Origin of the sequence: Streptomyces sp. NPDC048442, from assembly GCF_040651475.1 — a bacterium.
Taxonomy (GTDB): Bacteria; Actinomycetota; Actinomycetes; order Streptomycetales; family Streptomycetaceae; genus Streptomyces.
Genome location: NZ_JBEZKB010000010.1, coordinates 112197 through 132238, shown reverse-complemented (window position 1 = coordinate 132238; position 20042 = coordinate 112197). Strand labels below are relative to the sequence as shown.

General features: G+C 70.2%; 19 protein-coding genes. 14 read left to right on the top strand and 5 right to left on the bottom strand.

Features of this window, described 5'->3' with window-relative positions; all coding sequences use genetic code 11:
- The first annotated feature begins 80 nt into the window (after nucleotides 1-80).
- The 5 genes from AB0D18_RS17655 (at nucleotide 81) to AB0D18_RS17635 (ending at nucleotide 4014) form a co-directional block, all read left to right on the top strand.
- A complete protein-coding gene (locus tag AB0D18_RS17655) occupies nucleotides 81-2264 on the top strand; it encodes an ATP-dependent DNA helicase UvrD2 (protein ID WP_362418577.1) in 2184 nt (727 codons plus the stop codon).
- 197 nt (nucleotides 2265-2461) lie between these two features.
- Nucleotides 2462-2779, top strand: coding sequence for a hypothetical protein (locus AB0D18_RS17650; RefSeq protein ID WP_362418918.1), 318 nt, complete (start codon nucleotides 2462-2464; stop codon nucleotides 2777-2779).
- Nucleotides 2780-2952: 173 nt separating this feature from the next.
- Complete coding sequence (locus AB0D18_RS17645; RefSeq protein ID WP_362418574.1) at nucleotides 2953-3321, top strand: WhiB family transcriptional regulator; 369 nt, start codon at nucleotides 2953-2955, stop codon at nucleotides 3319-3321.
- On the top strand, nucleotides 3318-3647 hold the full coding sequence (locus AB0D18_RS17640; protein WP_362418571.1) for a hypothetical protein: 330 nt from the start codon (nucleotides 3318-3320) through the stop codon (nucleotides 3645-3647). Before AB0D18_RS17645 ends, AB0D18_RS17640 begins: the two co-directional genes overlap by 4 nt.
- A gap of 154 nt (nucleotides 3648-3801) precedes the next feature.
- Complete coding sequence (locus tag AB0D18_RS17635) at nucleotides 3802-4014, top strand: hypothetical protein (protein WP_362418943.1); 213 nt, start codon at nucleotides 3802-3804, stop codon at nucleotides 4012-4014.
- A 72-nt stretch (nucleotides 4015-4086) separates the two neighbouring features.
- Here AB0D18_RS17635 and AB0D18_RS17630 read toward each other — a convergent pair whose 3' ends face one another.
- Both AB0D18_RS17630 and AB0D18_RS17625 read right to left on the bottom strand, forming a co-directional pair.
- Complete coding sequence (locus AB0D18_RS17630) at nucleotides 4087-5466, bottom strand: AarF/ABC1/UbiB kinase family protein (RefSeq protein ID WP_362418568.1); 1380 nt, start codon at nucleotides 5464-5466, stop codon at nucleotides 4087-4089.
- Between the two features lie 78 nt (nucleotides 5467-5544).
- Nucleotides 5545-6687, bottom strand: a complete 1143-nt coding sequence (locus AB0D18_RS17625) for a ThiF family adenylyltransferase (protein ID WP_362418565.1) — start codon at nucleotides 6685-6687, stop codon at nucleotides 5545-5547.
- A gap of 196 nt (nucleotides 6688-6883) precedes the next feature.
- Between AB0D18_RS17625 and AB0D18_RS17620 the strand changes: the two genes are divergently transcribed.
- The 4 genes from AB0D18_RS17620 to AB0D18_RS17605 all read left to right on the top strand — a co-directional run bounded on the left by AB0D18_RS17620 (nucleotide 6884) and on the right by AB0D18_RS17605 (nucleotide 10744).
- On the top strand, nucleotides 6884-7426 hold the full coding sequence (locus AB0D18_RS17620; RefSeq protein WP_362418562.1) for a SprT-like domain-containing protein: 543 nt from the start codon (nucleotides 6884-6886) through the stop codon (nucleotides 7424-7426).
- 144 nt (nucleotides 7427-7570) lie between these two features.
- On the top strand, nucleotides 7571-9277 hold the full coding sequence (locus tag AB0D18_RS17615) for a TerD family protein (protein WP_362418559.1): 1707 nt from the start codon (nucleotides 7571-7573) through the stop codon (nucleotides 9275-9277).
- Nucleotides 9278-9290: 13 nt separating this feature from the next.
- Nucleotides 9291-9971, top strand: a complete 681-nt coding sequence (locus AB0D18_RS17610; RefSeq protein ID WP_362418556.1) for an AIM24 family protein — start codon at nucleotides 9291-9293, stop codon at nucleotides 9969-9971.
- Between the two features lie 17 nt (nucleotides 9972-9988).
- Entirely contained in the window at nucleotides 9989-10744 is a 756-nt protein-coding gene (locus AB0D18_RS17605) for an AIM24 family protein (protein ID WP_362418553.1), read from the top strand.
- A gap of 134 nt (nucleotides 10745-10878) precedes the next feature.
- Here AB0D18_RS17605 and AB0D18_RS17600 read toward each other — a convergent pair whose 3' ends face one another.
- Both AB0D18_RS17600 and AB0D18_RS17595 read right to left on the bottom strand, forming a co-directional pair.
- Entirely contained in the window at nucleotides 10879-11400 is a 522-nt protein-coding gene (locus AB0D18_RS17600) for an NUDIX hydrolase (RefSeq protein ID WP_362418550.1), read from the bottom strand.
- Complete coding sequence (locus AB0D18_RS17595; RefSeq protein WP_362418547.1) at nucleotides 11397-12839, bottom strand: zinc-dependent metalloprotease; 1443 nt, start codon at nucleotides 12837-12839, stop codon at nucleotides 11397-11399. Before AB0D18_RS17595 ends, AB0D18_RS17600 begins: the two co-directional genes overlap by 4 nt.
- A 192-nt stretch (nucleotides 12840-13031) precedes the next feature.
- Here AB0D18_RS17595 and AB0D18_RS17590 point away from each other — a divergent pair, with 192 nt between their 5' ends.
- From AB0D18_RS17590 to AB0D18_RS17575, 4 genes are all read left to right on the top strand, one after another.
- Complete coding sequence (locus AB0D18_RS17590; RefSeq protein ID WP_362418544.1) at nucleotides 13032-14162, top strand: SDR family oxidoreductase; 1131 nt, start codon at nucleotides 13032-13034, stop codon at nucleotides 14160-14162.
- Nucleotides 14163-14348: 186 nt separating this feature from the next.
- Nucleotides 14349-14822 (top strand): molybdenum cofactor biosynthesis protein MoaE, encoded by a 474-nt coding sequence (locus AB0D18_RS17585; protein ID WP_362418541.1) that lies wholly within the window; start codon nucleotides 14349-14351, stop codon nucleotides 14820-14822.
- Nucleotides 14823-15021: 199 nt separating this feature from the next.
- On the top strand, nucleotides 15022-15192 hold the full coding sequence (locus tag AB0D18_RS17580; protein WP_362418538.1) for a hypothetical protein: 171 nt from the start codon (nucleotides 15022-15024) through the stop codon (nucleotides 15190-15192).
- A gap of 84 nt (nucleotides 15193-15276) precedes the next feature.
- A complete protein-coding gene (locus AB0D18_RS17575; RefSeq protein WP_362418535.1) occupies nucleotides 15277-16365 on the top strand; it encodes a PDZ domain-containing protein in 1089 nt (362 codons plus the stop codon).
- A 25-nt stretch (nucleotides 16366-16390) separates the two neighbouring features.
- Here the strand turns inward: AB0D18_RS17575 and AB0D18_RS17570 are convergent, their stop codons facing one another.
- Complete coding sequence (locus AB0D18_RS17570) at nucleotides 16391-16972, bottom strand: PPA1309 family protein (protein WP_362418532.1); 582 nt, start codon at nucleotides 16970-16972, stop codon at nucleotides 16391-16393.
- Nucleotides 16973-17109: 137 nt separating this feature from the next.
- On the opposite strand from AB0D18_RS17570, the gene AB0D18_RS17565 reads away from it, so the two are divergent.
- The gene (locus tag AB0D18_RS17565) at nucleotides 17110-19998 is read left to right on the top strand and encodes a UPF0182 family protein (RefSeq protein WP_362418916.1); all 2889 of its coding nucleotides are present in this window, start codon (nucleotides 17110-17112) and stop codon (nucleotides 19996-19998) included.
- Nucleotides 19999-20042: the final 44 nt, after the last annotated feature.

Here is a 20042-nt window from a genome sequence, read left to right as displayed (position 1 = left end):
TTCCCGCATTAGTACGACCGCCACCCACCCCCTGTGGACAACCGCCGCACCCGTCCCTGCCGACCTGGCAGCATGGCAGGGTGACAGCAGCAACGCACTCCTCCCTTTTCCCGCAGGTTCCGGAGACGGCCGACGCGGTGCTCGACGGGCTCGACCCCGAGCAGCGCGAGGTCGCGACCGCCCTGCACGGCCCCGTGTGCGTCCTCGCCGGGGCCGGTACGGGAAAGACCCGCGCGATCACCCACCGCATCGCGTACGGAGTGCGCCTCGGCACCTACGAACCCAACAGCATGCTCGCCGTGACCTTCACCACCCGCGCCGCGGGCGAGATGCGAGGAAGGCTCCGCCAGCTCGGCGCGGGCGGCGTCCAGGTCCGCACCTTCCACGCCGCCGCCCTGCGCCAGCTCCGCTACTTCTGGCCCAAGGCCGTCGGCGGCGACCTGCCCCGCCTCGTCGAGCGCAAGGTCCAGCTGGTCTCGGAAGCGGCCGGGCACCTCGGCATCCGCCTCGACCGGGGCGAGCTGCGCGACGTGACCGCCGAGATCGAATGGGCCAAGGTCACCCAGATCGTCCCCGGCGACTACCCTGCCGAAATCGCCAAGGCGCACCGCGAAGCCCCCCGCACCCCGTCGGAAATCAGCCAGATCTACGCGTCGTACGAGCAGCTCAAGCGCGAGCGCTCGGTCATCGACTTCGAGGACGTGCTGCTGCTCACCGTCGGCATCCTGCAGGACCAGCACCTCATCGCCGACGAGTTCCGCCGCCAGTACCAGCACTTCGTCGTCGACGAGTACCAGGACGTCAGCCCGCTCCAGCAGCGGCTGCTCGACCTGTGGGTCGGCGAGCGCGAAAGCCTCTGCGTGGTCGGCGACGCCAACCAGACGATCTACTCCTTCACCGGTGCCACCCCCGACCACCTGCTGAACTTCCGCACCCGCCACCCCGATGCGACCGTCGTCAAGCTGATCCGCGACTACCGCTCCACCCCCCAGGTCGTGCACCTCGCCAACGGCGTCCTCGCCCCGGCCACCGGCCGCGCCGCCGAGCACCGCCTGGAACTGATCTCGCAGCGCGACCCGGGCCCCGCCCCCGTCTTCCGGGAGTACGGCGACGAACCGGCCGAGGCCGAGGGCACCGCCCGCCGCGTCCGCGACCTGATCGCTGCGGGAGTCCCGGCCGGCGAGATCGCTGTGCTGTACCGCATCAACGCCCAGTCCGAGGTGTACGAGCAGGCCCTCGCCGACGCGGGAGTGCCCTACCAGCTGCGCGGGGCCGAGCGGTTCTTCGAGCGGCCCGAGGTGCGCGAGGCGATCGCCGCCCTGCGCAGCGCGGCCCGGTTCGGCCGCAACGACTCCCTGCTCGACGGCGTCGAGGGCCTGCCCGCCCAGGTCCGCGCCATCCTCAGCGGCAGTGGCTGGAAACCGACCCCCCCGGCGGGCTCCGGCGCGGTCCGCGACCGCTGGGAGTCCCTCGCCGCACTGGCCCGGCTCGCCGAGGACTTCGCCAAGGCCACCTTGCAGGCCACCCTCGCCGACCTGGTCAAGGAACTGGAGGAGCGGGCCACCGCCCAGCACGCGCCCACCGTCCAGGGCGTCACCCTCGCCTCGCTGCACGCCGCGAAGGGCCTGGAGTGGGACGCCGTGTTCCTGGTCGGCCTCACCGAGGGCATGATGCCGATCACCTACGCGAAGACCGACGAGCAGGTGGAGGAGGAGCGCCGGCTGCTGTACGTCGGCGTCACCCGGGCCCGCGTCCACCTCAGCCTGTCCTGGGCGCTGGCCCGTTCTCCCGGTGGACGCCCCTCGCGTACGGCCAGCCGCTTCCTGAAAGGCCTGCGCCCCGGCTCCGGGAGCCAGGTGGCCCGGACGGCTGCGGGCGGTGGCTCCACCTCGTCCGTGGCCGCGCCCGGAACCACCGTGCGCACCTTCCGGGGGCCGATCCGCTGCCGGGTGTGCGGGAAGACGCTCATCGACGGCGGGGCGATGAAGCTGATGCGCTGCGAGGACTGCCCCTCCGACATGGACGAGGGGCTGTACGAGCGGCTGCACGACTGGCGCGAGACTCAGGCGGGGAAGCTCGGACAGCCCGGGTACTGCGTCTTCACCGACAAGACCCTCATGGCGATCGCCGAGGCCAGGCCCGACGCCGAGGGCGACCTGGCCAGGATCGCCGGCGTCGGCGCCCGCAAGCTGCGGCTCTACGGAACCGACGTCCTGGCCCTCTGCGCAGGTCAGGAGCTCGGCGAGGGGGCGGGCGAAGACTGAGGAAAACTCGTCGAAAAAATAGTTTGCGCTTCTCCCCGGGAGCCCCATAGGTTCTTAACCACGGGAACAGCGGCTCTTCTCTGAAGCCCTGTTTTTGTGCTGTACTTATCCGAATACGCGTGTCTCGGCCTCGGCCGGGACCATCTAGACGCCGAGAGGAGGCGATTCCAGTGACCAGCTTCATTAACTTCAACAAAATGACCGATCGCTCTGTCGTCTCCACCTGCACCCTCGGCTCTTCGCTCTCTGCTGTCGTCTCGCTCGGCGCCACCGCTTCGCTGCGCGGCACCGGTCTGTCCGGCATCTCTGCCGTCAGCCCGGCTGCCCTGGCGAGCCTCCCCGTCCGGGAGAGCAATGAGCGACCGACCAAGGCACCGGAAGCAGCAGTAGCAAAGGCACAGGCCAAGGCCTACGCGTTTGCAGCGACCGGTGCCGGATCGAAGACGCAGACAGCACAGCAGCACCACCTGATGTGGGCCTTCCGTGGGCTCGAACCCTGGAGTGATCCAGTCTGATCGACGATCAGACCGGCACCTTCAGGGCCGCGGAACCCCACCAGGGATCCGCGGCCCTTCTGTTTTTCCCGAAACGGAACGACAGGACGAAGGGGCCTCGGGACCAAGCAACACCCGGTACCAACCACCACTCGGCCAACAGGCCGGAACGAACAGACGAGGAACCCACCACCGTGCAACTCGACACGCACGCCCCGTCCGTACCGACTTCCCACCCGATCCCGCCGCCCGGTCTCACGGAGGACCCCACCTTGACTCCCCTCACTGCGCTCACCGCGCTCGACGACGCCATCGAGAACCTCGGCGTACCCGTCCCCTGCCGTTCGTACGACCCGGAGGTCTTCTTCGCCGAGTCCCCGGCCGATGTCGAGTACGCCAAGTCGCTCTGCCGCACCTGCCCGCTGGTCGAGGCCTGCCTCGCCGGTGCCAAGGAGCGCCGCGAGCCCTGGGGCGTCTGGGGTGGCGAGCTCTTCGTCCAGGGCGTCGTCGTCGCCCGCAAGCGTCCGCGTGGCCGTCCGCGCAAGAACCCGGTCGCAGCATGAACATCACCGGCACAGGACCCATTGACCGCCCCCACACGCACGATCCCCAGAAGCAGGACCCGATGACCCCCACCGCGTACGAGCCGTCCGGCTCCGCAACCTCCACCGCAAGCACCATCGGCGCGCACGCCTCGCGTCAGAACAGGACCCGCGAGATGCAACTCATCCCAGAAGCCATGGCTCGTGCCCATATGCAAGAGCGTCGGCGGGAAGCCGACGCGGAACGCCAGGCCGTGCGCCTGGTCGCCGCTCGGCGCATGCAGCGCCGCGCGGAGCGCGTGTCGCTCCGCGCCCGCCGCGCGCTGGCCATGGCGGTCATGCACTAGCAGACCGCCGCAGGCAAGCAGTACGAGCAGGTGCCCGCAAGGGCAGTGGCAGTACGCACAGAACCCCGTGGGGCCGGTCCGTCAGGGCCGGCCCCACGGGGCGTTCACGGTGCGTTGGGGTTCCTCCGCCCACCAGTGGGGTTATCGTCGCGAGGTGGACCCGCAGAACTCCAGCCCCGCGCAACCGGCCCCCGGGAACGGCGAAGAGACCGTCGTGTGCGCACAGTGCGGCACGCCCGCCCAGGGCGGCGCTCCGCCGACCTGGACCTGCTCCGTCGAGAACGGCAGCCGCCGCTACTTCTGCGTCGACTGTGCCCGAGCCAACCTCAGAGCGATCGAAGGCCGCCTCGACTCCTCCTGGTGGTGACCCCAGCTCCGGCCGCAGCCCCGACTCCGGTTACTGCTCCGGCCGCCGCCCCGGCCCCGGCTGCAGCCCCGGCTACTCCGCCCTGGCCTCGGCCTGCTCCTCTTCCTCTCCGGACGTGTCCCGGAACCCCGGCAGCCACTCCTCCAGCTCCTCGCGCAGCCGCACCGTCGCCCCCAGCTGACAGAGCACCCCGATGGTGCTCAGCGTGACCCGGTGGATCAGCAGATAGGAGGGCGGCAGATTGAGCTGCTTGCCCAACTGGTGTGCGGGGGAGCGGACATCGGCGATCCGTCCCGCCTGCTGCCGCAGCCAGCTCCGGGTGAACGTGAATTCCTCGGCCGAGGCCGGCTCGATGATCGGCACCAGATAGTCCAGCACCGCCCCCGGGTCCAGCTCGATGGCGTCCTTGACGAACCCCTCGCGGCACAACATGCCGTACACCGCGTCGGCGTCGCCCTCCAGCGTCGTCCGCAGCGCCTCGCCGATCGTGTCCGGCAGCCCGCCCGGCAGCCGGTCCACGGTCCCGAAGTCCAGCACGCCGAGCCGCCGGGGGCCGCCCGGCGCCCCGTCCGGATCCGGGGGCAGCAGCCGGAAGTTGCCCGGGTGCGGGTCCGCGTGCAGCAGCCCGGTGCGGGCCGGGCCCGAGAACAGGAACCTGGCCAGCAACTGCCCCGCCCGGTCCCGCTGTTCCTGCGTCCCGTCCGCTATCACCTCGGAGAGAGGCGTCCCGCCCATCCACTCGGTCACCAGCACTTGGTCGCACTGGTGCACCACGTCCGGGACCACCACATCGGGATCGTCCGCGAACTCCGCCGCGTGCTCCCGCTGGGCCCGCGCCTCCAGCTCGTAGTCCAGCTCCTCCGACACCCGGTCGCGGAGCTCCGCGATCAGCGGCTTGATGTCCATGCCCGGTATCAGCGGCCCCAACAGCTTCGCGAACCGGCCCAGTTGATTCAGGTCCGAGAGCAGTGCCTCGCCGGCCCCCGGGTACTGCACCTTGACGGCCACCTCGCGCCCGTCGTGCCACACCGCACGGTGCACCTGCCCGATCGACGCGGCGGCCGCCGGTTTGTCCTCGAACTCCTGGAACAACTCCCGCCAGTCCTCGCCCAGCCGCTCCACCAGCACCCCGTGCACGGTGCGGGTGGGCATCGGCGGAGCCGCCTCCTGGAGTTTCGTCAGCGCCGCCCGGTACGGCCCGGCGATCTCCTCCGGCAGCGCGGACTCGAAGACGGACAGCGCCTGCCCGAACTTCATCGCCCCGCCCTTCAGCTCGCCCAGCACCTTGAAGAGCTGTTCCGCCGTGCGCTGTTGCAGTTCCCGGCCGACGATCTCCGCGGACTTGCCGCCGATCCGTTTGCCGAGGCCCCATGCGGTCCGGCCGGCGAAGCCCAGTGGCAACGCGGCCAGCTTGGCGGTACGGGTTACCGCCTTCCGGGGAAGATCAGACATGCGCCCCTCCAAATCCCAGACAGCCGCGCCGCGCGAACCCTGACGACAGTGCTTTGCTCAGTGCTCCTCCGACGGCGCCTACCCGGCCATTGTGTCCTGCGCCTTCAAGTCCCTGGAAGCGGTGTCCCCTTCCCTCCCCCCACCTGCACCGCAGCCGCATTCGCGGTGCGCGGCGACCGGCTGCGACCGCCAGTCCAGGAGCGGCAGCGCGGCCTCCCATCGCGCACCCGTGGTCGACGGCAGCTCCCCGTCCAGGAAGGACAGCGCATGGGCGGTGGCCAGAGCGGCCACCGCGGTGGCCAGAGCGATGTCGCAGGCCGGAACGCCCGCCCGGCGCCCGGACCGCCACTGCGCCAGCATCCTCGGCCACCCGGGGTCGAGCTCCGCCCGTGCCCGCTCCATGCATCCGGCGCATGCGCTCCCGCCCGGCAGTACCAACGGCCCCACCACCCCCGTGGCCTCCACCACCCCCGCGTAGAGGTGGGGGATCCCGGACCTGACCCAGGTCCCGGCGGACGCCGGATCGGGTGCGTATGCGTCCAGCCCGTCCCGGGGAGTCACCACCACCAGCGACAGCCCCGGTTCACCGGCGGACTCCGCCGCCCTCGACCCCTCCCGCAGCGGCCGGCCGGGTGCCGCCCTGCGTACCGCCTGCCGTGCCGCAGAGTCTCGCCGCGTACCGACGGACTCGGCCGGCACCCCGCCCGGTGCCACGTCCCACGGCTCCACACAGCCGCCGTCCAACACGTCCACCCGGCCCACGCCGGAAGCCGAGAGCAACGAGGCGACGGTCGCGCCGACCCGCCCCGCCCCGCGCACCTGGACCCGCGCCGCCCGCCGCGCCGCCAACTGCCGCGCCCCGCCCCCTGGCTCCGGGTGCACCACCGTCAGCGAGGCCAGATCCGGCCGCAGCCGGTCGAGCTCCCCGGCCCGCTCGCGCAGGGCGTCCGCATCCGGCCCGCCCGCCGTCACGTCGTCGATCAGCCCCGCCGCCGTCAGCCGGGCGACCAGGGTGTCCACCTGCCCGTCCGGCAGCCCCAACGCCCGGCCCTCGGTCCGCAGCAGCGGCATGCCGCGCGTCCCGTCCAGCAGCTCGATCATGCTGCCGGTCGCCGTGTCCACCGGCCCCACCAGCACCGCGTGCGCGGACGTCACCCCGAATTGCACGCTCTGCCGGTCCCGCCAGGCCCGCCGCAGCGCGGGCTTCACCCTCGGATGCATGTCCCGTCCCCCGTTCCGTAGTGCGGTCGCTTCGTCGCTCTGTGCGCCGATCTCAGAATGCAGGCCGGCCCGGATCGGTGCCGAAAGTTGTCCACAGGTACGGGTGTTAGTCGTACCGGAGGCTCCCGCCCGTGTGTTCCGGCCGTAACGCTCCACAGGGACGACTTCCGTCGCGCACAGCGGGTAACGTCGGGGCGTGTCAGTCGACCCGTCCCCCCGCTTCGCCGTCGAGGTCCGCAGAAGCGCCCGGCGCAGCCGTACCGTCTCCGCCTACCGCGAGGGTGGCCGCACCATCGTGCTCATCCCCGCCCGGATGTCGGAGGCGGAGGAGCAGCGCTGGGTGGGTGTGATGCTCGACAAGCTCGCGGCACAGGAGAACAAACGCACCCTCGGTGACGACGACCTGTCCGAGCGGGCCGGCCGGCTCTCCGTCCAGTACTTCGGGGGACGCGCGAAGCCCGCGTCGGTGCGCTGGGTGACCAATCAGAACACCCGCTGGGGCTCCTGCACCCCCGCCGAGGGCAGCATCCGCCTCTCCCACCGGCTGCAGGGGATGCCCGAGTACGTCATCGACTACGTGCTCCTCCACGAGCTGGCCCACCTGCTCGTACCCGGCCACGGCGCCCCCTTCTGGCAGCTCCTGGAGGCGTACCCGCGCACCGAGCGGGCCCGCGGCTACCTCGAAGGGGTGGTCGCGGCCGACCGCCTGCCGCACCTCCCCAAGGCGCGCGGCGAGTAGCGTTCCGACGCTCGCGTCCCGGAGCGGCGACGGCTTTCCGCGGCGGTCTGTACCGACTGTGTACCGGCTTGTCGCGCTGTCAGTGTTTGCCGTTAGCCTCGGACGCGACGTATCCAAATTCGGAACGGGGGACGGTCGGTACGTATGGCCAGGGACTTCCAGCGCGGCCACAAGGCCAAGATCAGCGACCTCACAGCAGGGACCGATCTGTACGTAGGCGTACAGATCGGTGCTCCCGGGCTGACCTTCGACATCAGCTGCTTCGGCCTCGACGCCAACGAGCAGCTGACCGACGACCGTTATTTCATCTTCTTCAACCAGCCCAAATCGCCCGAGGAGTCGATCCAGCTCCTGGGCGCGCAGGCCGGTGACACAGAGTCGTTCCGCGTCACCCTGGACCGCATCCCGTCCCACATCCACAAGCTGTCGTTCACCGCGACGCTCGACGGTGCGGGGCAGATGTCGCAGGTCTCTCCCGGGTACATCAGGGTGGTCGCCGGAGGCGAAGAGGTCGTCCGGTACGCCTTCACCGGAGCGGAGTTCACCACCGAGCGCGCCGTGATGCTCGGGGACTTCTACCTCAAGGACGTGTGGCGTTTCGCCGCCGTCGGGCAGGGCTTCGACGGCGGCCTGGAGGCGCTGCTGAAGAACTTCGGCGGCGAGGTCGCCGAGGAGGAGCAGCCCGCAGCCCCGGCACCGCAGCAGGGCGGCGCCCCCGGGTTCGCCCCGCCGGCCCAGGCCGGCCCCGCCCAGCCCGTACCGCAGCAGATCGCTCCGTCCTTCGGCGCCCCGCCGCAGGGCGCCACCCCGCCCCCGGCGCCCGCGCCCGCCGCCCCGCCGGTGCACGCCGCGCAGACGATCGCCGCACCGCTGCACACACAACAGCCGTACGGACAGCCGCCGCACGCACCGCAAGCGCCCCAACCGCCCCAGCAGTACGGGCAGGTTCCGGGACAGGGCCAGAGCCAGGGCGGCCAGTACGGCTACCCGCCGGCAGCACCGGCCGCCCCGGGCCCGTACGGACAACAGCCGGGACAACTTCAGCCGGGACAGCCTCAGCCGGGACAACAGCCGGGCCAGCAGCCCCCGCCGCAGCAGTACGGACAGCAGCAGCACCAGCCGTACGGCCAGCAGGGCATGCCGCCGCAAGGGATTCCGCAAGGCGCCCCCCAGGGCGTACCGCAGACCGCCCCCGGCCTCCAGTCCGCCCTCCAGAAGTACCGCGAGACGCCCACCGGCCAGCGCTGGACCCCGCAGAACGAGCAGCTGATGCGGGTCGACCTCGGCAACAACGGCACACCCGTGCTCGCCCGCCAGGGCAGCATGGTGATGTATCAGGGCAAGGTCGACTTCAGCTACAAGGGCGCCGGTTTCAAGGGTCGCGTCATCGGCAACGCCACCGGCCAGGAGATGCAGCTGATGCGCTGCACCGGGCAGGGCCAGGTCTTCTTCGCGGAGAACGCCTCCCACCTGCACCCCATCGAGCTCCAGGGCGACGGCATCTGTGTCTCCGCCGAGAACGTCCTCGCGTTCGACGAGACCCTCCAGCACGAGGTCCGCCGCATCGAGGGCCACGGCATCCCCGGCGGCGCGCTCTTCACGATGATGTTCCACGGCACCGGCACCGTCGTGGTGAAGACCCAGGGCATCCCGGTCGTCCTGCCTGTCACGCCCACCACGTTCGCGGACAGCAACGCCATCGTCGCGTGGTCCGCGGCGTCCCAGGTGATCCTCTCCAGTCAGGTCAGGCTGCGCCGCCAGGCGTTTCCCGGCCACAGCGGAGAGACAGTGAACCTCCAGTTCCGGGGAGCCCCCGGGAACTTCATCGTCGTCCAGCCGTACGAGGTCTGAGGGAGCCCGAAGAATGAACCAGCAACTCGCGGGCTTCGCCCCGACACCCGTCGCAGCCCGCATGGAGAACCACGGCCGGTCCATGGTCAAGATCGCCATGGTCACCGGCCAGGACCTGTACGCGCGTACAGGCTCGATGGTCGCCTACGAAGGCTTCGTCCAGTACGAGCCCAACCCGCCTGCCGTACGCCAGATCGCCTCGCAGTGGATCACCGGCGAGGGCGCCCCGCTCATGAAGTGCGCCGGTGACGGCCTGCTCTACCTCGCCGACTACGGCGCGGACGTCGTCGTGATCAACCTCACCAACGACGCCCTCTCGGTCAACGGCACCAACCTGCTCGCCTTCGACGCGTCCCTCCAGTGGGGCGTCGAGCGCGTCAAGGGCCTCGCCAAGTTCGCCGGCCAGGGCCTGTGGAACGTGAAGGTCTCCGGCACCGGCTGGGTCGCCCTCACCTCAAGAGGCACCCCGATCGTCGTGGACTGCGGACGCGGCGACGACGAGACGTACGTCGACCCGGACGCCCTGGTCGCGTGGTCCCCGAACCTCAAGGTGAAGGGAAAGCGCAGCTTCAAGGCGTCCTCGCTGATCGGACGGGGCAGCGGCGAGGCGTACCAAATGGCCTTCTCGGGCCAGGGCGTCGTCGTCGTACAGCCCAGCGAGGACAGCTCGGACCGGCTGCGGATCAGGAACTGAGGGGGATACGGAACATCATGCAGAGCCCGCTTTTCGGCTATACGGAACAGCAGTCCGCCGAGCGCTACACCACGCAGAACCCGCAGCTCCTGCGAGTCGCCCTGACCGGCCACGACGACGTCCTGGCCCGCAAGGGCAGCATGGTCGCCTACCAGGGGCTGATGGAGTTCGACGGCGAGTACGTCTCGCAGCAGCAACAGCGAGCCCGCGCCAACACCGGCGAGGGCCTGGACCTGATGCGCTGCTCCGGGCAGGGCACCGTCTTCCTCGCCAACCTCGCCCAGTACGTCCATGTCGTGGACGTCGACCAGGACGGCCTCACCGTCGACAGCAGCTACGTCCTGGCACTGGACTCGGCGCTGCACACCGAGGTCGTCGCCGTGGACAGCCAGTACGGAATCTCCGGCTCCGGCAAGTACCAGATGAACATCTCCGGCCGCGGCAAGGTCGCCCTGATGACCTCGGGGCAGCCGCTGATGATGCAGGTCACGCCCGACCGCTACATCAGCGCCGACGCGGACGCGGTGGTCGCCTGGTCGGCGTCGCTGCGGGTGCAGATGCAGGCGCAGACGCACTCCTCGGGAGTACGGCGCAGGCGCGGCAACACAGGGGAGGGCTGGGAGCTCAGCTTCCTCGGCCAGGGCATCGTCCTGGTCCAGCCCAGCGAGGTCATGCCGCCGCAGAACGCGGTGATCGGCCAGGGTATGGCGGCCCAGTACGGGGTGGGGCAGCAGGGGGCGCATGGGCAGAACCAGGGCAACGCGTGGAACTGAGCGTGCGGCGGGGGTAGGGGGCGTTGGCTTCCTGCGGTTGTGCTGTGCCTGGTCGTGCCCACGCGGCGGAGCCGCAGACAGACACAGCCCCGCGCCCCTGGTAGGGGGCGGCCTCCAAGGAGGCCGCCCCCTCGTCACAGCGCCGCGCGTACCCGGTCCAGCAGGCGTACGACCGACTCGTCGGCCACGTCCGTGACCTCCGCGTAGTCGAACCAGCGCAGGTCGTCGGACTCGTCGCTGATCGCCTCGACCGCGCCGGCCGGGGCGAGCGCTGCGTACTGCACGTCCAGGTGCCAGTGGCAAGGGGCCGGAATCGGGTGCCGGTCCAGCCGGACCGGGCCGACCGGAAGCAGCGTCAGACCGGCGATGCCGGACTCCTCGGTCGCCTCCCGCAGCGCGGCGTCCGCCAGCGTCTCGTCGCCCGGCTCGCAGTGGCCGCCCATCTGGAGCCACATCTTCAGCTTCTTGTGCAGCGTCAGCAGCACCCGGCCGCGCTCCGGGTCCATCACCAGCGCACTGGCTGTGAGGTGTCCGGCCGTACAGGCCTTCCACATCCCGTCCGGGTGCGCCGCGAGGTGGTCCAGGTACTGCTGCCGCAGGTCGGCCTGGTCCTCGTAACCCTTGAGTACGAGGACCGCGTCGTCGTGCAGGGTCACTTGGCGCCCTCGTCGCCCTTGTCGTCACCCTTGCCGTCGTCGTCCTTCTTCAGGTTCGGCTTTCCCGCCGCCTCGCCGAGCATCTTGTCCAGCTCGGAGAAGTCCATCTGCTCGCGGTGCACGAACCCGTCCGGGTCGTCCAGGTCGTCCGCCGTCGGCAGCATGTCCGGGTGCTCCCACAGCCCGTCGCGGCCCTCGTGGCCCCGCGCGTCCGTGAGCGAGGCCCACAGCCGGGCGGCGTCCCGCAGCCGGCGCGGACGCAGCTGCATGCCCACCAGCGTCGCGAACGTCTGCTCCGCAGGACCGCCCGAGGCACGCCGCCTGCGCAGCGTCTCGCGCAGGGCGTCGGCGGACGTCAGACGAGGCTTCGCGGCCTCGTGCACGACCGCGTCCACCCACCCCTCGACGAGCGCGAGCGCCGTCTCCAGGCGGGCCAGGGCGGCCTTCTGTGCCGGAGTCTCCTCGGGCTGGAACATGCCCTGCTGGAGCGCCTCCTGAAGCTGCTCGGGGTTGGACGGGTCGAGCCCGCCGACCGCTTCCTCCAGCTTCGAGGTGTCCACGGTGATCCCGCGGGCATAGCCCTCGACCGCGCCGAACAGGTGCGAGCGCAGCCACGGCACGTGCGCGAAGAGCCGCTGGTGGGCGGCCTCGCGCAGCGCCAGGTACAGCCGTACCTCGTTCGCGTCGACGCCCAGGTCCTTGCCGAAGGCCTCGATGTTCACCGGCAACAGCGCCGCCTTGCCGACCGGGCCCAGCGGCAGGCCGATGTCGGTCGAACCGACCACCTCGCCCGCCAGCACGCCGACGGCCTGACCGATCTGCTGGCCGAACATGGCGCCGCCCATGGACCGCATCATGCCGATCAGCGGGCCCGCCATGGCCTGCATCTCCTCGGGCAGTACGTCGCCCATGGCCGCGCCGACCCGCTCCGCGACCGGGTCCACCAGCTGCTTCCACGCGGGCAGGGTCGCCTCGACCCACTCCGCGCGGCTCCACGCCACCGAGGTCGTCGCACCGGAGGGCAGCGAGGTCACGCCGTCCAGCCAGTGGTCGGCGAGGCGCACGGCCTCCTCGACGGCGGAGCGCTCTCCCGGGCTCACGCTGGAGTCCTTGGTGCCGTCGGATGTGCCCTGCGCGACGGTCTGGCGGGCGATGTCCTTGGCCATGTCCCAGTTCACGGGACCGCCCTCATAGCTCAGCATCTGGCCGAGCTGCTGGAAGGCGGCACCCAGGTCGTTCGGGTTCATGGAGCCGAACATCGCGGCGAAGGGGTTGTCACCCCCGGCCCCGCCCATGCCCGGCATGGCGCCGAACCCCGCGAAGGGGTTCGACGCGTCACCGCCGGAACCCTGCCCACCACCGGCAGGGTCCTTCTTCTTGCCGTCGCCGTCCTCCGGCTCCTCCGGCGGAAGGCCGAATCCGAATGGGGTGTCACTCACGGGTTTCCTCGGCTCGTAGGGCCGCCGGCTCGTGCCGACGGCGGCTGCCCGACATCACCACCCAGCGTAGACACCGGAACTTGATTCCGGTCTCGGTGCTCCGCGGACTCGGGGCCTGCGGCAGGATGGACGCCACCTGGTCCGTACGCGCCAACTCGCGTACGTACTGAAGACAACCGCTGGAGACGCCCGGTGAGTTCCCCAGATCCGCAGGTTCGCGCAACAGATTCCAAGGTTCGCGCAGCGCGAAACCGCTCAACCCCCGCAGCGCGGGGCCCCGTGGTCGCGGTCACCGGTGCCGCGTCCGGTGTCGGAGCCCTGCTGACTCGCAGACTGGCGGAGTCGGAGGAGATCAAGCAGGTCGTTGCGATCGACGAGCGGCGCGGCGACGTCGCTGAGGCGCAGTGGCACGTCCTCGACGTCCGCGACCCCGCCATCGCCGAGAAACTGCGCGGCGCCGACGTCGTCGTGCACCTCGCGCTCGACCTCGACCTGGAGACGGACCCCGCGGCCCGTACGGCGTACAACGTGCGCGGTACGCAGACGGTGCTCACCGCCGCCGCTGCCGCCGGGGTGCACCGGGTCGTCCTGTGCACCTCCGCCATGGTCTACGGCGCCCTGCCGGACAACGACATCCCGCTCTCCGAGGACGCCGAGCTGCGCGCCACCGCCGAGGCCACCGGCGTCGGCGACCTCCTGGAGGTCGAGCGGCTCGGCCGCCGCGCCCCCCGCGCCCACCCGGGCCTCAACGTCACCGTCGTACGCCCGGCCGTCCTGGTCGGCGGTACGGACACGGCACTGACCCGCTACTTCGAGTCGCCCCGCCTGCTCGTGGCCGCCGGATCCCGCCCCACCTGGCAGTTCTGCCACGTGGAGGACCTGGTCAGCGCACTGGAGTACGCAGCCCTGGAGAAGGTCGAGGGCGAGCTCGCGGTCGGCTGCGACGGCTGGCTTGAGCAGGAGGAGGTCGAGGAGCTCAGCGGTATCCGCCGGATGGAACTGCCCTCCGCGATCGCCCTGGGCGCCGCCGCCCGGCTGCACCGCATCGGCCTCACCCCGTCCCCGGCGGGCGATCTCGCGTACACGATGCACCCCTGGGTGGTCAGCGTCTCGCGGCTGCACGACGCGGGCTGGCGGCCGCGGTGGACCAACGAGGAGGTCCTCGCCCAGCTCCTTGAGGAGGTCGCGGGACGGCACACCCTCGCGGGCCGCCGCCTCGGCCGCAAAGATGCGACGGCGGCGGGCGCCGCGGGGGCGACGGTCGCGCTGCTCGGCACGGCCGCCCTGGTGCGCCGCGCCCGCAAGGCACGCCGGCGCATCTGAGCCCGCACGACAGCACGCACGACAGCCCGTACGGCAGGGCGCACGGCAGCCTGTACGGCAGGACGCACGGCAAGCCCGTACGGCAGCATCGGCCGGTACGCCTGTAGGAGGCTCCATACGGCACGCGCGCGTGCCGGTCGAACGCGCAGTTCCCCGTTGTCGGTGCCGTACGGCACGATGGGTCCCATGGCAGGCACACCCAGCACCCCGAACACCCATCCGGGCGAACAGGCGGCCCAGGACCCGATCCGGCTGCTCGCGATCCGCGACACCCCGCTCTCCCTCGACGAGGTCTTCCGGGTCGTCGGCGAGGACGCGGCGGGCGGAACGGCCCTGTTCGTCGGCACCGTCCGCAACCACGACGGGGGCGCCGACGTCGACGCCCTGGGCTACTCCTGCCACCCCACGGCCGAGGCGGAGATGCGCCGCGTCGCCGAGAAGGTCGTCGCCCACCACCCCGTGCGGGCACTCGCGGCCGTCCACCGGGTGGGCGACCTCGCGGTGGGCGACCTGGCGGTCGTGGTGGCCGTCTCCTGCCCGCACCGCGCGGAGGCCTTCGACGCCTGTCGCATGCTGATTGACGACCTCAAGCACGAGGTCCCGATCTGGAAGCAGCAGAAATTCTCGGACGGGACTGAAGAATGGGTCGGGGCCTGCTGAAGGGCGGTGGGGATCCTGCTGGAAGCAAGGGGGCTTTTAGGTGGCTAAACCCGGTTAAACGCCTCTGCTGTCAACCGCCCCGATTTGCGTAACCCGACCCCTGGCCCGAGCGTTGAAGCAGCGGATGGTTAATCTGCTGATCGGCTGGCTGCGATCGCTCGGATTGTTCAGCGGTCGCTCATTGGGTCGGGAGGTCGGAATGGCTGCACTTGCCTGGTTGCTGATTCCGCTTTTCGCAGCTGTCGGGGCTGCGATATGGGGAAGTTGGGCCGCCCGTAATCGCACTACCGGCGATGTCGCCGAACTCGCGGGTTACGAGAAGTTCCGCGAAGCCATGCAGAAGTCGCATTCCGGTTCCGACGCCGTCTGACGCGCGCACGGCGCTGAAGCCCCCGCGCCCCGTACGGACCGGCCCCAGCGGTGCACCCGCAAAGCCTTCCCGTACTGTCGTTCCATGCCACGCCGCACTGCGACGATGCTCGCCTCCACCCTCGTCCTGATCGCGCTCCTCTGCGTGGGCGTCCTCTTCAAAGTGCCGTACTCGGCAATGTCCCCGGGACCGACGGTGAACACCCTCGGGCAGGCCGGCGGCGAGCCGGTTCTCCAGATCTCCGGCCGCAAGACGTACCCGACGACCGGTCACCTCAACATGACGACGGTCCGGGTCACCGGCGCCGACTACTCGATGAACCTGGTCGAGGCGGTCTACGGCTGGCTGGCGCACGACAGCATCGTGGTGCCGCACAACACGCTCTACCCGGACGGCAAGACCGAGGAGCAGTCGACCCAGGAGAACGCCGAGGAGTTCAGCCAGTCCCAGGAGAGCGCGAAGGTCGCCGCACTCAAGGCGCTGAAGATCCCCGTCGCCACGCGCGTGGTGGTCGCGAGCGTCGTCAAGGACACCCCCGCCGAGGGGAAGCTGCACGCGGGGGACGTCATCCGCGAGGTGGACGGCAAGAAGGTCGGGGAGCCGGGGGACGTCTCCAAGCTCGTGACCCGGCGGAAGCCCGGCGACCCGGTCGTCTTCACCGTCGTACCGGCCAAGGACGCCGAGGCCGCGGAGAAGGCGCACAAGGAGCCCACCAGCACCGAGAAGATCGTCGTCACCACGAAGCAGGCCGGGGACAACGGGCGGCCGATCGTCGGCATCCAGGCCGGGACCGACCACACCTTCCCGTTCACCATCGACATCAAGCTGGCCGACGTGGGCGGCCCCAGCGCGGGCCTGATGTTCTCCCTGGGCATCGTCGACAAGCTGACCGCGGGCGACATGACGGGCGGGAAATTCGTCGCCGGTACGGGCACCATCGACGAGAAGGGCAAGGTCGGCCCGATCGGTGGCATCCAGATGAAAACGGTCGGCGCGCGCAAGGCGGGGGCCGAGTACTTCCTGACGCCCAAGGACAACTGCGCGACGGCCGCCGCCGACGTCCCTGACGGGCTCACCCTCGTCAAGGTCGACACCATCGACGACGCGATCAAGGCGATGGACGGCATCCGCAAGGGAGACGCGGCCGGCCTGCCGAAGTGCACGACAGGCTGACCGTCACCGCCACCTCATAGAGGCGTTACGCCTCGAACGTCGCCGCCAGCGCCTCGGCCAGTCCCGGCACCAGGTCGGGCCCCGTCAGCACCTCGTTCGGCGAGTCCTTCTCGCGCAGCCGGATCGCCGATTCGCGGGCCCCCGCGCGCAGCACCGCCACCGTCATCCGTACCTCCTGCCGGTCCGGGTGCCCGGCGACCCACTTGGTCAGCTGGGCCCCCTTGAGGCCTTCCGGTACGGACGCCTCGGCGGACGGCGGCAGCATCAGGCGCTCCACCGTGAGGGCGCAGCCCGTCACCGAGGCGGGCCAGGCGATCGTGCCGAGGAACTCGTCCAGCGCCTTGCCGCGCGGAATCTCCTCCTGCTCGATCGGCGTGAACCCGGCAGCCTGCGCCGCGTCGATCCCGAGCTGCGAGGCGAGCCCCGGCTCCTGCTTGCGCAGCTTCGCGGTGTCGACCAGCGCGAACAGCCGGGCGGGCTTGTCCCAGCCGATGCCGGACATGTACTCGTCGATCTCCAGGACGGCCCGGGTGAGCGGGCTCGCGGCCATCGGCGTGCCCGGGGCGGGCGTCGGAGGGGTGTGGTCTGAGGGGGAGGAGTTGGACATGGTGAATATCCTGCCTCCTTCGGCCCCCAAAGCGGGAACTGAGTAAAGCTTCAGTAAGTTGCATAGGTACGGCTCCGCGGACGCGGTGCCCCGCAAACAACACAGCGAACTTCGAGGTGCGCACGTTGGCTTTCCAGATGCCGGACCGCGGCGGAGGCCCGACCGGGCCACGGATCAGAGTGGGCCGGCCCTCCCGGCGCGCCCGGACCCTGCTCATGACACTGGGTGTACTGGCCGTTCTGGCCATGGCATTCGTCATGTTCGCCGGGTTCTGGACGGACTGGCTCTGGTACCGATCGGTCAAGTATTCGTCCGTCTTCACCACCACTCTGTGGACCAAGATCGGGCTCTTCGCCGTCTTCGGTCTGCTCATGGCAGCGGCCGTCGGCGTGAACATCTGGCTGGCGCACCGGCTGCGGCCGCCGCTCAGCGCGATGTCGATGGAGCAGCAGAGCCTCGACCGCTACCGGATGGGTCTCGCTCCGTACAAGAAGTGGGTGCTCGTCGCGATCACCGCCCTCGTCGGGCTGATCGCCGGTGCCTCCGCGTCCGGCCAGTGGCGCACCTGGCTGCTGGCCCTCAACGGGGTGCCGTTCGGGCAGAAGGACCCGCAGTTCGGTCTTGACGTGTCGTTCTACGCGTTCGACCTGCCGTGGTACCGCTTCCTGCTCGGCTTCGGGTTCGCCGCCGCGGTGATCTCGCTGGTCGCCGCGGCCCTGGTGCACTACCTGTACGGCGGGCTGCGCCTGACCAGCCCCGGTGCGCGCGCGACCGCCGCGGCCACGGGCCACCTCTCGGTGCTGCTGGGCATCTTCGTCGCGCTGAAGGCCGTCGCGTACTGGCTCGACCGGTACGGCCTGGCCGTGAAGTCCAGTGACTTCAAGGCCACCGGCAACTGGACGGGCCTGCGCTACGTCGACGCCAACGCCTACCTCCCGGCGAAGACGATCCTGTTCTGCATCGCCGTCATCTGCGCCGTGCTGTTCTTCGCGACGCTGTGGCGCCGTACCTGGCAGCTGCCGGTGATCGGCTTCGGCCTGATGGTGCTCTCGGCGATCCTGATCGGCGGGCTCTACCCGGCGATCGTGCAGAAGTTCCAGGTCCAGCCGAACGAGCAGGCCAAGGAAGCCCCGTACATCGAGAAGAACATCGATGCGACCCGGCAGGCCTACGACATCGACGGCGCCAAGGTCACCGACTACAAGGGCACGAACGACGGCGGCAACAACGCGCAACTGCGCAAGGACGCCGACACGGCGGCCAGTTACCGCCTCCTCGACCCGAACGTCGTCTCGCCCACCTTCCGCCAGCTCCAGCAGGAGCGGAAGTACTACCAGTTCCCGCAGACCCTCGACGTGGACCGGTACAACGGCCAGGACACCGTCATCGGCCTGCGCGAGCTGGACCTCAAGGGCATCCCCAAGCGCAACTGGATCAACGACCACTTCACCTACACCCACGGATACGGCGTGGTCGCTGCCAAGGGCACGTCCGTCAACGCGGACAACGAGGGCGGCCCGGACTTCACCGAGTCCGGTCTCCCCGCCAGGGGCGCCCTCACCGACGGCGGCAAGTACGAGCAGCGGATCTACTACGGCGAGAAGACCGAGCAGTACTCGATCGTCGGCGGCCCGCAGCAGGAGCTCGACTACGAGAAGAACGGCGAGGACACCAAGAACACCAGCTACAAGGGTGACAGTGGCGTCAACCTCTCCAACCCGCTCAACCGTGCGGCCTACGCCGTCACGATGAGCGAGCCGCAGATCCTCTACTCCGGTGCCATCGGCGAGGGTTCGCGGATTCTCTACAACCGCACGCCCAAGCAGCGCGTCGAGGCGGTCGCCCCGTGGCTGACCATCGACGGCGACGCCTACCCGGCGATCGTCAAGGGCAAGATCCAGTGGATCGTCGACGCGTACACGACGACCAACGGCTACCCGTACGCGTCGCGCACGACGCTCGGGGACACCACGACGGACTCGCTGACCACCAACCAGCGCGCCGTGGTCGCCCAGCAGAACCAGGTCAACTACATCCGCAACTCGGTGAAGGCCACCGTCGACGCGTACGACGGCTCGGTCCAGCTCTACGAGTGGGACGAGAAGGACCCGGTCCTGCAGACCTGGAAGAAGGCGTTCCCGGGCACGGTCAAGGACAAGTCCGAGATCGACCCGCAGCTCAAGGCGCACCTGCGCTACCCGCAGGACATGTTCAAGGTCCAGCGCGAGCTGCTCACCCGGTACCACGTCGAGGACCCGGCGCAGTTCTACAGCGGTTCCGACGCCTGGCAGGTCCCGGACGACCCGACGACCGACGCCAAGGGCGCCGTGCCGCCGTACTACCTGAGCCTGAAGATGCCCGGTGACACGAACCAGAAGTTCTCGCTGACGACCACCTTCACGCCCAACGGACGCCCCAACCTCGGGGGGTTCATGGCGGTCGACGCCGATGCCGCGAGCAAGAGCTACGGCACGATAAGACTGCTGAGGGTGACGGGTGACGTACTGGGGCCGCAGCAGGTGCAGAACCGGCTGAGCACCAACCCCGAAGTGACGGAGTTCGTCCGCAACACCAAGGGCGCCAACTCGGACATCGAGTACGGCAACCTGCTGACGATCCCGCTCAATGACGGATTCCTGTACGTCGAGCCGGTGTACGCACAGGGCAACAACGCCCAGTACCCGCTGCTGAAGAAGGTCGGCGTCTCGTACGGCAAGGAGACCGTCTTCAAGAACTCGCTCGCCGAGGCGCTCAACGCGGTCTTCGGCGAGAAGGGCGCGGAGCCGCCGCCGGACAAGGGCGACGGCACCACCAAGCCGCCGGCCACCGGGTCGGCGGCGCTCCAGAAGGCCGTCGCGGACGCCCAGGCGGCGTACGAGGAGGGCCAGAAGGCGCTGGCGAAGCAGGACTGGGCGGCCTACGGCAAGGCCCAGGAGAAGCTTCAGACGGCGCTCCAGCAGGCGGCCGACGCCCAGAAGGCACCGCCGGCCAAGCAGGATCCGAAGGAGCCCGCGAAGAACGAATAAGCGCTGGCAGGCCCCTCCCCGCGTCGTGGTACGGTTGCACAACA

Bases quoted from the DNA above. Each gene is read 5' to 3' on its own strand.
- AB0D18_RS17650 (WP_362418918.1), top strand. From the start codon at position 2,462: ATGACCGATCGCTCTGTCGTCTCCACCTGCACCCTCGGCTCTTCGCTC.
- AB0D18_RS17640 (WP_362418571.1), top strand. From the start codon at position 3,318: ATGAACATCACCGGCACAGGACCCATTGACCGCCCCCACACGCACGAT.
- AB0D18_RS17630 (WP_362418568.1), bottom strand. From the start codon at position 5,466: ATGTCTGATCTTCCCCGGAAGGCGGTAACCCGTACCGCCAAGCTGGCC.
- AB0D18_RS17625 (WP_362418565.1), bottom strand. From the start codon at position 6,687: ATGCATCCGAGGGTGAAGCCCGCGCTGCGGCGGGCCTGGCGGGACCGG.
- AB0D18_RS17615 (WP_362418559.1), top strand. From the start codon at position 7,571: ATGGCCAGGGACTTCCAGCGCGGCCACAAGGCCAAGATCAGCGACCTC.
- AB0D18_RS17610 (WP_362418556.1), top strand. From the start codon at position 9,291: ATGAACCAGCAACTCGCGGGCTTCGCCCCGACACCCGTCGCAGCCCGC.
- AB0D18_RS17605 (WP_362418553.1), top strand. From the start codon at position 9,989: ATGCAGAGCCCGCTTTTCGGCTATACGGAACAGCAGTCCGCCGAGCGC.
- AB0D18_RS17585 (WP_362418541.1), top strand. From the start codon at position 14,349: ATGGCAGGCACACCCAGCACCCCGAACACCCATCCGGGCGAACAGGCG.
- AB0D18_RS17580 (WP_362418538.1), top strand. From the start codon at position 15,022: ATGGCTGCACTTGCCTGGTTGCTGATTCCGCTTTTCGCAGCTGTCGGG.
- AB0D18_RS17575 (WP_362418535.1), top strand. From the start codon at position 15,277: ATGCCACGCCGCACTGCGACGATGCTCGCCTCCACCCTCGTCCTGATC.
- AB0D18_RS17570 (WP_362418532.1), bottom strand. From the start codon at position 16,972: ATGTCCAACTCCTCCCCCTCAGACCACACCCCTCCGACGCCCGCCCCG.
- AB0D18_RS17565 (WP_362418916.1), top strand. From the start codon at position 17,110: ATGCCGGACCGCGGCGGAGGCCCGACCGGGCCACGGATCAGAGTGGGC.